The sequence below is a fragment of the Nocardiopsis sp. NPDC058789 genome (assembly GCF_042745575.1).
In the GTDB taxonomy this organism is placed as follows: Bacteria; Actinomycetota; Actinomycetes; order Streptosporangiales; family Streptosporangiaceae; genus Nocardiopsis; species Nocardiopsis eucommiae.
Genome location: NZ_JBHYOW010000007.1, coordinates 212193 through 224964 on the forward strand (window position 1 = coordinate 212193; position 12772 = coordinate 224964).

Sequence of the window (12772 nt, forward strand, 5' to 3'; positions counted from 1 at the left end):
CAACGTCTGTCCCCAAGTGTGCCGACCTGCACTGACAGAACGCTGACAGCATGGTTCGCCCCGCCCTGACATCATTGGCGCCCGTCCTGCTCCGGGCGGGACGTCCTAGACTCGTGCACGTGATGAACACCCCGCCCCACGACGCCATTCCCGCCTCGGGACCGTTTCCCGATCCGCCCGGACCGGCCGGGACCGCACGGCTGCGGCCGCCGTCGCGCAGGGTGAGCGGGCGGGCGATCGGAGTGTGGACACTCCGGTTGCTCTTCGGCGCGGTCCTCAACCTGATCCTGTTGAGCCTGGTGGCCTGGGCCGCGAGCTCGGCGCCCTGGAGCTGGATCCCGGAGTGGGCCTCGCGGAACGCCTGGGCGCTGCCGGTGGCGTACTCCGTGTACGCGGTGGCCAAGATCGCGATCGTCCCGTCCTGGCGGTACCGGGTGCACCGCTGGGAGGTGACCGCCGACGTCATCTACACCCGTGAGGGGTGGATCAGCCGCGCCTGGCAGCTGGTTCCGGTCAACCGGCTCCAGACCGTGGACCACACACAGGGGTGGCTGGAGCGGATCTTCGACGTGGCCACCCTTCAGGTGCAGACCGCTTCCTACGCCGGTTCCTCGACCATCGAGGGGCTGGACGCCGACGAGGCGCGCAGGCTCAGCGAGGAGCTGGCCGTGCGCGCCGGAACCCTCCGGGACGACGCGACCTGATGGACGAACAGCAAGGACGTCACGACGAGCACGGGCCGGACGAGCCGGGCACGGACGCCTCCGCGCCGGATCCCGGGCAGGCGCCGCCGCCCTGGGTCGCCCCGGGCAGTACGCCCGCCGGGCCGACCACCCCTGGCCCCGGTACTCCACCCGTTCCGGGTCCTCACACCTGGTCCGGTAACAGCTCCGGGTCCTCCGGGTACCCCACCCCGGGATCCGGTCCCGGTACCCAGCCCGGTCCTGGCACTCCGCCCGTTCCGGGTCCTCACACCTGGTCCGACGGTTCCGCCAGGTCCGCGTACCCCACCCCGGGATCTGGCCCCGGTACCCAGCCCGGTCCTGGCACTCCGCCCGTTCCGGGTCCTCCTCACACCTGGTCCGAGAACTCCACCGGGACTTCCGGGCACCCCGACCCCGGGTCCGGGCCGAACACCGGCCCCTGGGAGCACCGGCCCGTCCCGGGACCCGCGCGGCACCCCGGACCGCCCCCCTGGCCCGGACACCACCCCGGACCCCCGAGCCACCAGGGGCCGTGGCCGCCGTCCGCTCGACCACCGGGCCCGGTCGGCCCGTCCGCTGGCCTACCGGGACCCCCGCAGGGCGGTCCCGGCGGCGGAGGCTGGAGGCCCGGCGGACCACCCGCGCCCCGGAACCAGCCGTACCCGCAGGGTGCTCCGTGGCATCCCGCGCCCCCCGGGCCCGAAGGGGCGGCCCGATCCTGGTGGGGCGAGCCCCCCGGGGACGGCCCCTCGACGGGGTTCGGGGCGGAGAGCGCACAGCGACTCAGCCCGCGCAGCATGGTGGTCGGACCCATCAACCAGCTCAGGAGCCTCCTCCTGCCGGTCCTCGTCGGACTGGTGCTCGGCGGCTTCAACCCCTGGCTGCTCGGCGCCACCGGCATGGGCATCGTCGTCCTCCTCGTCGGCGGGTACGTCACCTGGCGGACCTTCCGCTACGAGGTGGGTGAGGACCGGGTCGAGATCAGCAGGGGCCTGATCCGGCGCTCCCGCCGCACGATCCCGCTGGAACGCGTGCGGGGGGTGGACGTCACCAGCACCCTGCTGCACCGGGTGCTGGGCGTGGCCGTGGTCCGGATCGAGGCCGCCGCCGGTTCGGCCGGCGCGACCGAGGACGGCAAACTCGACGCGGTCTCCGCCGTGGAGGCCGAGCGGCTGCGCCGCGTCCTGCTGCACCGCAGGGCGGTGCTCACCGAGCAGGGGAGCGCGGCGGAGGAGGGCGACGCCGACGGCGCAGTGAGCCCGGGCGACCCTGATCAGGGGACCGACGACACTGTCACGCACTTCACCATGCCCTGGAAGTGGTACCTGTACGGGGCGCTCAGCCTGGGCTACCTGGTCACGCCGTTCGTCGTCGTGGCGACGCTGTTCGGCATGGTGCAGCAGGCGGCGGGCCAGATGGTCACCGACTTCTTCATCGACTGGGTGACCACCACGGACCGCGCCCTCCTGGTGGTGTTCGCGGCGGTGTTCGCGGGCGTGCTGGTGCTGCTGATGCCGGTGTTCGCGGTGGTCTCCTACGCTCTCACCCACTGGGGCTTCTCCCTGCGGGACCGCGACGGCTCGCTGGTCGCCGAGCGCGGCCTGTTCACCCGGCGCAGCGTCACGCTGGAGAAGCGGCGGATCCGGGGGTACGAGCTCCAGGACAACCCCCTCGAACGCACGCGCGGCGTGGTGGGGCTGCGTGCCATCGTCACCGGACTGGGCGACGCGGCCACCCGCGCCGTGCTGCTCCCGGTCGGTCCGAGGTCGACGGTGGAGCCGGTGGTGGACCGGGCGCTGACCCTGTTCCGGGGGCGGCTGGTCCGGCATCCCCGCGCCGCGCTGTTCCGGCGTCTGACCCGCGCCGTCGTGCCCTTCGCGGTGGTGGCGGGGGTGGCGGCGTACTTCGACGTCACCTGGTTGGCGGCGGGTGCCGGGATCCTGGCCGTGCTGGGCGTACCCCTCGGGATCGACCGCTACCGCTCGCTCGGGCACGGCTACGACGGCGAACGGGTCAGCGTGCGTTCGGGCTCCCTGTCCCGCTCGCAGGCGACGGTGGAGCGGTCGGCGGTGATCGGGTGGTCCTGGACCCAGACGCTCTTCCAGCGCCGTTCCTCACTGGCCAGTCTCCAGGTCACGGTGGGCGCGGGCGCGGGCGGCTACACCGCCCAGGACGCCGCGTTCGACGACTCCGTGGGCTTCGCGGCGCGGATCACCCCCGAGATGGTGCGGCCCTTCCTGGAGGAGGCGCCCGGAACCGGGAACGCTCCACCGCAGTGAACGCGGTGAGGGGCGGTCGCGTCGTGCGACCGCCCCTCACCGTCGTGCCCCGGCTCCCGCGCCGGGTGCGCTCACTCGTTCTTCTTGGAGCCGAACATGATCTCGTCCCACGAGGGCACCGAGGCCCGACGCCCCCGCCCCTTGCGCTTGGCCGCTCCACCGGCCGGAGCTCCGGTGGAGGCGGCCGGGACCGCCGGGGCCGTGGGCGCCTGGTCGGCGGCGCGGCGCGGCGTGCCCTTGTCATTGAGGTCGATGGTGGCCCGGCGACGGCGCGGTCGCTGCTGCGCGTCCTCGACCGGGGCCTCCGTGGGCTCGGGCTGGGGCACCGGTGCGGGCCGGGCGTCCAGCCAGTCCGGTGCCGCGGGGGGCTCCGGTCGCTGACGGTGCTCGTGGGGCACCTCGTGCCTGAGCGGTTCGGGGCGGGTCGGAGCCTCGTGGATCGCGGAGGCGCTCTCCTCGAAGACCGGACCCCGGGGCTCGGGGCGCTGCTCGTACCACTGGGGCTCGGGCCGCGCGGGCGGCGGCTCGACCGGCTCGGCGTACCGGCGCGGGGCCGGTTCGGCGCGGTGCGCGGCGTGTCGCGGGGCCTCCGGCGGGGGCGCGGCGGGCGGCATCTCGTTCCGCTGGCCCGCGAACCGGTCCCCGGGGGCCTCGAAGGCGCGTCGGGGCTCGGCTTCCTGCCGGGACGGCGCCGGGCGGCGACGCTCCTCGCGGATCGGGACCCCGAACTGGTCGGTCTCGGTCTGACGGGCCACGGGGCGCAGGGGTTCGTCCAACGGCGTGTCCTGCGCGGGTGACAGGCGGCGCGGGGCGACGTGGTCGGGGCGTCGCTCGGCGGCGGACTGTGCGTCCAGGCGGGGCAGGTCGGTGGTCTCTCCACGGCGCGGTGTGAACGGCGTGACGTTGGCCCCGGGCGCCGGTGCGGCCTCCGGGGGTTCGTTGGAGGAGAACCGGGCGGCTTCCTCATCGGCGGGCGTCACACTGTTGTGTCTGGGCTCGTAGAGCCAGTGGGCGACCCGCTCGTCGCCACCGTGCAGGAAGACCAGCTTCAGCTGCCAGGAGCGGTCCTCCCGCTTCCACGAGTCCCACTCGGCGTCGCCGGTCTCCAGTTGGTGGGCGCCGATCCGCTTGGCGACCACGTCCTCCAGCGAGGGGCCGGGGCCGGTCTCGCCGTGGGAGCGCACGGTGGCGCGCTGGGCCTGCTGGGCGATGTACCCGCGCTCCTGGAGGACGGGTCCCTCGAACCAGCGCACCCGTTCGATGGGGATCCCGGAGATCTCGGAGATGGCCTCCGCGGTCTCGCCGGACCGGATGCGGGCCTGGATTTCCTTGGGGCGCAACGGATTCTCCACTTCGATCTCGTACTGGCCGAGCCGGGAGAACTGGCCGCGTACCGCGGCCCGGAGGCGGTCGTCGACGGGCAGCATGAATCGGGTGCCACGGCCGGTGCTGGCGAGCACCAGGTAGGTGCCGTCCTCGCTCACGGCCACGAGGCGAAGCTCGTGCATCGCCCTCCCTTTCGCGTCCCGTCGAGGGTCGGTCCGGCGGACCTTCCCCCACGTTCTCCAAGTCTGGTCGGCCGACAACGGTTCGGCCAGTACCGCGCCCGGCATGTCCGAACTGTGCCCGCCTCCCGGCCCGTGGTGGACACCACGGTGGGAGCCGCCCCGGGTTCGGGGCTCTTATGGTCACTTCCGGTGCCAATCTTGACACGGTGAACCTTCCGTGACCGGGAGCGATCGTGGGGGAATGTCGCGGATCCCGCACGAAGGCTCCGCCGTGATGGTATCTCGGGCGCCTCGAATCCCCCCAGGCCTGGGGGAAACTCAGATCTCGGACCGGTCCGAACATGACGGGACGCGTCGTTCGCAACTCGACACGCCGTTGGATGCCACACAGTGATCATTCCAATTTCATGGCGTTATCAGCGTCCAGTCGCCCGTAAGGTGAAGTTTCCACTTATGGGCTGTTTGCGAAGTTTGGGGTTTGTGGGTGTGTCCGCCCCGCCACACACCCGTCCCACGACCAAGTGCCCCGCCGCGCCGACCGCGGCCGACAGAGGGGGGAGGGCACGATGCCAAGACCCGACGAGGACGAGTTCGAGGCACGAGGGGAGGGTCCGGAAGAGGAGAAGGGCAGGAAACGGCGGATCGACCTGAGCGTCGCCCAGGTCGCCGGAGCCGGGGTCGCGACGCTGACCGCGGCCACCGCCGCCTCCTACCTGAACGTCTACGGGACCGTCATCGGCACGGGCGTCATGGCCGTGCTGAGCACCAGCGCCGCGCCGATCATCCAGCACTGGATCACCCGCAGCGGCGAGCAGGCCAAGGGACTCGCGGGGAAGGCGGAGAGGAAGGCCGCCCACCACACCTCCGTGCGCTCCCTGGTCGACACCGAGGCCGAGGCCCGCGCCGACGAACCCCTGAACGCGCCCGAGACGGCCGCGTTCGAGCAGGCCGGGTTCGTGAGCATGGGCTTCGACACGGGCACGGGGGTCTCCGAACCGTTCGACCTCCCCGAGGACGACGACGCCACCCGGACCATGGCCATGCCGACGGTCGGTCGCGACCTGCCGGGCCAGACCGTCGCGCACGGATTCGGCAACCCCGAGGACCCCACCCTGGTGGGTGGTCCCTCCGGGGCGGACGCGACCGAACTCCTCCCCGCCGTGGACGGTGGCTCCACACGCGCCTCCGGTCCCACCGGCGCCGACACGGACGACGAAGCCGGCTCCGAGGGCCCCAAACGAGGCTGGCGTACCGCGGTCATCTCGGCCGCCGCGGTGTTCACCCTGGTCATGCTGGTGATCCTGGCCTTCGAGCTGGCAACCGGACGATCGCTCACCGCCTGGACCCAGGGTCAGGACGAGCCCACCTCGCCCTCGCTGTTCGGCGGTCACTCCTCACAGGTGCAGGACGAGGAGGAGCCCGTCGAGACGCCCGCGACCGACGGCGGGGACCAGCCCGCCGGCGAGGAGGGCACCGGAACCCAGCGGCCCGAGCCGGAGGAGCAGCCGGTCGGCCCCGAGACCGGGACGCCCCCGGTCGAGACCGGTCCGGAGACGCCCGGCGGGGGAGGCCAGCCCGACCCGACCGAACCCCCGGTGGACGGGGGAGAACCCGTGGACCCGGGCGGCGGAGGGGCCCCCGACCCGGGGACGCGGCCCCAGCCCGAGGGTGATCCCGCCCCGGAGCCCGCCACGACCCCCGTCGGGTAGGCGGGCGCCTCCCGAGGCTCGCTCCGCGCGTCGGCGTCACGCCCGCCGGACGAACGCCCGACCACGTCGAAGCCCCCGCCGGTCCTCCGGCGGGGGCTTCCTCGTACCGGCGCCCGCTACCCGAACACCGTGTCCAGGTAGGCGTTGCCGAACCGCCGGTGCGGATCCACCCGGTCCCGCACCGCCAACGCGTCGCCCAGGCGCGGGTACACGCCCTCCAGGTAGGCGCGGTCGCGGGTGTGCATCTTGCCCCAGTGCGGACGCCCGCCCACGGAGGTGAACACCGCCTCCATGTCGGAGAAGTACGACGCGTAGGGCGTCCCCTGGTACATGTGCACGGCCACGTAGGCGGTCTCGCGCCCGTGGGCGGTGGACAGCCACACGTCGTCGGCGGGGGCGAAGCGCACCTCCACCGGGAAGCTCACCCTGTGGTCGCCCCGGTCCACGATCGCCCTGGCCTCCCGCAGGACGTCCACCAGGTGCTCCGCCGGGATCGCGTACTCCATCTCCACGAAGCGCACGTCCCGCACCGAGGCGAACACCCGGTGCGAGACGTCGGTGTAGGTCCGCGCGGACAGGGCGCGCGAGCTGATCTGGTTCACCGTGGGGACCGTCGAGGGGAAGCGGCGGCACACCCGGTTGACCCGGTCGAAGACGGTGTTGGACAGGAAGGCGTCGTCCAGCCAGCCCTTGAACGCGGAGAGCGGTGCGGCCGGGCCTTCGGAGACGTTGTTGCGCTTGGTGTTGGTGTTCCCGGTGTGCGGGAACCAGAAGAACTCGAAGTGGTCGTTCTCCGCGCGCAGTTCGGGGAGCCGTTCCAGCACCTCGTCCAGGGGCATGGGTGCCTCCCGGGCGTGCAGGAGGAAGGCGGGACGCACCGCGAAGGTCAGCGCCGTCACCACACCGAACGCCCCGAGGCCGACCCTGGCCGCGTGGAAGAGGTCGGGGTCGTGTTCGGCCGAGCACTCGACCACGGAGCCGTCGGCCAGCACCATCTCCAGCCCCACGACCTGGCTGGCGAGGCCGCCCGCGTCGCGGCCCGTGCCGTGCGTTCCGGTCTGCACGGCGCCGGCCACGGTCTGCACCGCGATGTCACCCATGTTGGCCAGGGCCACACCCGCCGAGGCCAGCGCGTCGTTGAAGTCGCACAGGGGCGTTCCCGCCTCGACCGTGGCGGTCCCGGCCTCGACGTCGATCGACCGTACGCGGGTCAGTGCGGTGGGGGCCAGGAGCAGGCCGTCGGTGATGGCCACGTCCGTGAAGGAGTGTCCGGTGCCGACCATGCGGACGCGCAGGTCCTGCTCGGCCGCCGAGGTGACGGCGGAGACGACGTCCTGGGTGCTGTCGGGGGTCGCCGTTCGGCGCGGGCGGGCCTGGTGGGTGCCGGCCCAGGTGTGCCACAACACATCAGTCATGCGGCGACATTACCCATCGGTCACTTCCGTGAACAGACCAGGAGTGTCCCTGGTCACGGACGGCGGGAAAGTCCCCTCACTCGGGCCGGGGCGGATCGAGGAGGTCGCGGGGAGCTGGTTTCATGAGGTGCATGAGGCCTTACGACGCGTTTCTGCTGATCTCCTTCGGTGGCCCGGAGGGCGAGGACGAGGTCATCCCGTTCCTGGAGAACGTCACCCGCGGACGCAACATCCCCCGCGAACGGTTGGCGGAGGTCGGTGAGCACTACTTCCTCTTCGGTGGTGTGAGCCCGATCAACCAGCAGTGCCGGGACCTGCTCGCCGCGGTCACCGCCGACTTCGAATCCAACGGCATCGACCTGCCGATCTACTGGGGCAACCGGTTCTGGGAGCCGATGCTCACCGACACCCTGGAGCGGATGCGGGAGGACGGTGTGCGCCGTGTGCTGGCGCTGCCCACCTCCGCCTACTGCAACTGGTCCAGCCGGACCGCCTACCACGAGGACATCGAGCGCGCCCTCGCCGCGCTCGGTGAGGGCGCCCCCGAGGTCGACCTGATCCGCCCGTTCTACGACCACCCCGGTTTCGTCGAGCCCCTGGCGCAGTACACCCAGGAGTGCCTGGAACGGCTCCCCGAGGACCAGCGCGCCGGGGTGCGCCTGCTGTTCTCCGCGCACTCCATCCCCACCGCGATGGCCGAGGCCAGTGGTGGTCCGGACCAGGGCTACGGCGAGACGGGCGCCTACGGGGCCCAGCTGGCCGAGGTGGCCCGCCTGGTGGTGGAACGCCTGGACCGCGCCTACCCCTACGAGCTCGTCTACCAGAGCCGGAGCGGCCCGCCGAGCCAGCCGTGGCTGGAGCCGGACGTCAACGACCGGATGGAGGAGCTGGCCGCCGACGGCGTCCCCGCCGTGGTGGTCGTCCCGCACGGGTTCGTCTCCGACCACATGGAGGTCAAGTTCGACCTCGACGTGGAGGCCCGCGACACCGCCGCGAAGCTGGGAATCGGTTACGAACGGGCGCTCAGCCCCGGCACGCACCCCGCGTTCGTGTCGATGGTGACCGAGCTGGTGCGCGAGTACACCGGTCGCACCGACGAGCGGCGGCTGGCCTCCCTGCCGCACTGTGCCGAGAGCGGCGGACAGTGCTGCCGCCAGCGCTGACCCCCCTGGCGCCGACCCACGGGGGCCGGTAGCCCGGACCGCCTCCGGGCCGGTGCGCCCCGCACCGGTGGGGGACGGGGCTCAGGTTCCGAGCGCGAGGTAGTCCGTGGTCCGGACGATCTCCTCGCGCTCGGCGAACGACGCGAGCGAGTCCGCGACGGCCGAGCTGTCACCGTCGCGGACGATCGCCGCCAGGACGTCCTCACAGGCCCTGATCACCGCCCGCTGGAGATCGGAGGGGATGATGACGAGGCGGTATCCCAGCTCCGCCAGGCGCTCCCGGGGCACCACCGGGGTCTTCCCGCCGTGGAACATGTTGATGAGCTTGGGCCCGGGCACCTCCCGGGCGATCAGCTCGATCTGTTCCACGCTCTCGGGGGCCTCGACGAAGATGACGTCGGCTCCGGCCTCCCGGTAGGCGCGCGCACGCTCCAACGCGGCGTCCACCCCCTCCGAGGCGATGGCGTCCGTGCGGGCGATCACGACCAGGTCGGGGTCGGTCCGTGCGTCCAGCACCGCACGCAGCTTGCCCACCATCTCGGCGGTGGGGACCAGCGACTTGTCGTCCAGGTGACCGCACCGCTTGGGGAAGGTCTGGTCCTCCAGGTGCAGCCCGGCGATACCCGCCCGCTCGAACAGCCCCACCGTGCGGACCGCGTTCACGGCGTTGCCGAACCCGGTGTCGGCGTCGGCGATGACCGGGAGCGACGTCACCGCCGTGATCTGGGCCAGGCGGTCGGCGACCTCGGTCACCCCCAGCAGGCCGATGTCCGGCACCCCGTGGCCCCGGGCGATCGCGCCGCCGCTGGCGTAGACCAGCCCGGCCCCGCTCCGTTCGGCCAGCCGGGCGGTCAGCCCGTCGAACACCCCCGGAGCGACGTGGGTGCCGCCCCCCTCGACCAGTGCGCGCAGCCGTGTGGTCGCCCTCATTCCCGGGCCCCTCTCCTCGTGTCCAGGGCCGTGGCCGGTCGGCGCAGACCCTGGATACAGCTTGTATACAATCTGGTGAGAGCTTGGCCCGGCAGGGGGGACGATGTCAAGAGGCGTGGTCGAACGGTGCCGGAGCTCCGGCGCGGACCCGGGAGGAGCACGGGGTGGGACAGGGCGATCTGGTGTACGGACGGCTGCGCGAGGAGATTGTGGAATGGGAGCTTCCCCCGGGCACACACCTGAACGAGACCCGTCTGGCGGAACGCCTCGGGGTGTCCAGGACACCCCTGCGTGAGGCGCTGCACCGACTCACCCGTGACGGCCTGGTGCGGATCAGTCCGGGCCGGGGCGCCTTCGTCACCGAGATCGCCCTCCGGGACGTCGTGCACCACTTCCAGATGCGCGAGGCGCTGGAGACCCACGCGGTCCGGCTGTGCGCACGCGCCGAGGAGCGTTCCGTGTTCGCCGAGCTGGAGCGGCGGTTCCTGGAGTGGTGCTCCCGGTTCGAGGACGGCTCGGATGCCGACGACGCCGACTACTACGCCCTGACCGAGCGCCTGGACGCCGAGGTCTCCGAGGGCGCGGCCAACCCCTACCTGGCGGACGCCCTCACGTCCGTCCGCCAGCACCTGCGGCGGCTGCGCCGGATCGCCCGCCGCACCCCCGCCCGCATGGCGCTCAGCGCCCGCGAGCACGCCCTGATCTGCGCGGCCGTGAGCGAGGGCGACGAAGAGGGAGCGGCGCGGGCCGCGTCTGATCACGTGAACAACAGCCTGCGCCACATCCTGGGCGTCATGGGCGGTGGAGCGGAGGCGGCCTCCTGAGGAACCCGACTCCCAGAGGCCCCTCCGTCAACAATGTTGACCACCTCTGAAGTGGGGTGATTCAGGTCACCGGGAACGGTAGGGTCGGCTCAGACCACAAGTCGACCTTTTCGGGAGTAACTGTCTTGGTTCGTTCCTGGTATGAACTTCCAGAATACGTCCGCCTGCGTCGCGTGAACGGGCTGCGCCTGTCCCCGGACGGCACCCGCCTCGTCGCACCCGTCAGCGACATCGCCCCTGACGCCAAGTCCTTCCGCAGCGCCCTGTGGGAGATCGACGTCGCCCCCGAGTCCGAGGGCGGGAGCGCACCCCGACGCCTGACCCGCTCCACCAAGGGCGAGTCCAACGTCGAGTTCCTCCCCGACGGCTCGGTGCTCTTCACCACCGGCAGGGTCGACCCCGAGGCGAAGGCCGAGGACAAGCCCAGGTCGGCGCTGTGGCTGCTGCCCGCCAACGGCGGCGAGGCCCGCCAGGTCGCCTCCCGGCCCGGCGGCGTCGGCGCCTTCACCGTCGCCCGTGACTCCGGACTGGTCGCCTTCAGCAGCAACCTCCTGCCCCGCTCCGAGGACGCCGAAGCCGACGCCGAGGCCAGGAAGGCCCGTGAGGAGGCCGGGATCACCGCGATCCTCCACGAGGCGCTCCCGGTCCGCTCCTGGGACAGCGACATCGGCCCCGACCACCCCCGCGTCTTCACGGCCACCCCGCCCGAGGACGACGACGCCCGCCTCGGTGAGCCCCGCGACCTCACCTCCGACGCCGGGCTGTCCCTGCTCGGCTCCGCACCCGAACTGACCCCGGACGGCTCCACTCTGCTCACCGGCTGGTCCGTGCCCACCTCGGGCGGTGCCCGTCGGGACGAGGTCGTCGCCATCGACACGGCCTCCGGCGAGCGCCGCACCGTCGCCGGCGGCCCCGACTCGGAGTACGAGTTCGGCGGCCCCCTGGTCTCGCCGGACGGTACCCGGGTCCTGACGCATGCCAGCACCGAGGGCACCTACGACGGCGAGCCCCGCGACGCCACCCTGTGGATCACCGACCTCGCCACCGGCGAGGGCCGCGACCTGCTGCCCGAACACGAGCTCTGGCCCCGGGACTACGCCTGGTCGGCCGACTCCCGCACCGTCTTCCTCGTCGCGGACCAGAACGGTCGACGCCCGGTCTTCCGCCTGGACGCGGCCACCGGAGAACTCACCCGGATCACCGGCGACCACGGCGCCTACAGCGCCCTGAACCCGTCCCCGGACGGACGCCACGTCTTCGCCCTCCGCGACGCCTGGGACGCCCCGCCCACCCCGGTCCGCCTGGACGCGGCCGCGACCGACGGCCAGCCCGCGTACCTGCGCACCCCCGGCTCCGAGTTGACCATGCCGGGCACCCTCACCGAGATCGAGACCACCGCCGACGACGGCACCCGCATCCGTTCCTGGCTGGTGCTGCCCGAGGAGGCCTCCGCCGAGTCGCCCGCCCCGCTCATGCTGTGGGTGCACGGCGGCCCCTACATGAGCTTCAACGGCTGGTCCTGGCGCTGGAACCCGTGGATCCTGGCGGCCCGCGGCTACGCGGTCCTGCTCCCGGACCCCGCGCTGTCCACCGGATACGGCCAGGACATGCTCCGCCGCGCGTGGGGCCAGTGGGGCCCGCGCACGCACGCCGACGTCATGGCCATCACCGACGCCGCCGAGGCCCGTGAGGACATCGACGCCGAGCGCACCGCCATGATGGGCGGCTCGTTCGGCGGGTACATGGCCAACTGGATCGCCGGGCACACCGACCGGTTCAAGGCGATCGTCTCGCACGCCTCCCTGTGGCAGCTGGACGGGTTCAGCGGTACCACCGACTACCCGCCGGTCTGGGAGAGCGAGTTCGGCACGCCGCTCGCCCAGCCGGAGCGCTACCAGCTGAACTCGCCGCACCTGCACGCGGACAGGATTCGTACGCCGATGCTGGTCATCCACGGTGACAAGGACTACCGGGTGCCGATCGGTGAGGGGCTGCGCCTGTGGCGCGACCTCCTCCTGCACGAGGTCGACGCCAAGTTCCTGTACTTCCCGGACGAGAACCACTGGATCCTCACCCCGGGCAACGCGCAGGTCTGGTACGAGACGATCTTCGCGTTCCTGGACCACCACGTCCACGGCAAGGAGTGGATCAGACCCGAGCTGCTCTAGGCGGCCCGGGGGGACACACCCCCGGCGCCCGAGCCGCACGGACGCGGCCCCGGGAGGGCCCCGCTCACACCG

General features: G+C 72.5%; 9 protein-coding genes. 6 read left to right on the forward strand and 3 right to left on the reverse strand.

Going from position 1 to position 12772, the window contains the following annotated elements; all coding sequences use genetic code 11:
* The first annotated feature begins 122 nt into the window (after nt 1-122).
* Both ACFW3L_RS12470 and ACFW3L_RS12475 read left to right on the forward strand, forming a co-directional pair.
* Complete coding sequence (locus tag ACFW3L_RS12470; protein ID WP_378739457.1) at nt 123-704, forward strand: PH domain-containing protein; 582 nt, start codon at nt 123-125, stop codon at nt 702-704.
* Nucleotides 705-1501: 797 nt separating this feature from the next.
* The gene (locus ACFW3L_RS12475; RefSeq protein WP_378739459.1) at nt 1502-2983 is read left to right on the forward strand and encodes a PH domain-containing protein; all 1482 of its coding nucleotides are present in this window, start codon (nt 1502-1504) and stop codon (nt 2981-2983) included.
* A 71-nt stretch (nt 2984-3054) separates the two neighbouring features.
* Here the strand turns inward: ACFW3L_RS12475 and sepH are convergent, their stop codons facing one another.
* On the reverse strand, nt 3055-4491 hold the full coding sequence (gene sepH, locus ACFW3L_RS12480) for a septation protein SepH (protein WP_378739461.1): 1437 nt from the start codon (nt 4489-4491) through the stop codon (nt 3055-3057).
* 566 nt (nt 4492-5057) lie between these two features.
* On the opposite strand from sepH, the gene ACFW3L_RS12485 reads away from it, so the two are divergent.
* On the forward strand, nt 5058-6200 hold the full coding sequence (locus ACFW3L_RS12485; protein ID WP_378739464.1) for a hypothetical protein: 1143 nt from the start codon (nt 5058-5060) through the stop codon (nt 6198-6200).
* Nucleotides 6201-6316: 116 nt separating this feature from the next.
* Here the strand turns inward: ACFW3L_RS12485 and ACFW3L_RS12490 are convergent, their stop codons facing one another.
* Nucleotides 6317-7615, reverse strand: a complete 1299-nt coding sequence (locus ACFW3L_RS12490; protein ID WP_378739466.1) for a D-arabinono-1,4-lactone oxidase — start codon at nt 7613-7615, stop codon at nt 6317-6319.
* A gap of 131 nt (nt 7616-7746) precedes the next feature.
* Between ACFW3L_RS12490 and ACFW3L_RS12495 the strand changes: the two genes are divergently transcribed.
* Entirely contained in the window at nt 7747-8778 is a 1032-nt protein-coding gene (locus ACFW3L_RS12495) for a ferrochelatase (RefSeq protein ID WP_378739468.1), read from the forward strand.
* Between the two features lie 81 nt (nt 8779-8859).
* Here the strand turns inward: ACFW3L_RS12495 and ACFW3L_RS12500 are convergent, their stop codons facing one another.
* Nucleotides 8860-9708, reverse strand: a complete 849-nt coding sequence (locus ACFW3L_RS12500; RefSeq protein WP_378739471.1) for an oxaloacetate decarboxylase — start codon at nt 9706-9708, stop codon at nt 8860-8862.
* Between the two features lie 164 nt (nt 9709-9872).
* On the opposite strand from ACFW3L_RS12500, the gene ACFW3L_RS12505 reads away from it, so the two are divergent.
* Complete coding sequence (locus ACFW3L_RS12505) at nt 9873-10532, forward strand: GntR family transcriptional regulator (RefSeq protein ID WP_378739473.1); 660 nt, start codon at nt 9873-9875, stop codon at nt 10530-10532.
* A 125-nt stretch (nt 10533-10657) separates the two neighbouring features.
* Entirely contained in the window at nt 10658-12700 is a 2043-nt protein-coding gene (locus ACFW3L_RS12510) for a S9 family peptidase (RefSeq protein ID WP_378739475.1), read from the forward strand.
* Nucleotides 12701-12772: the final 72 nt, after the last annotated feature.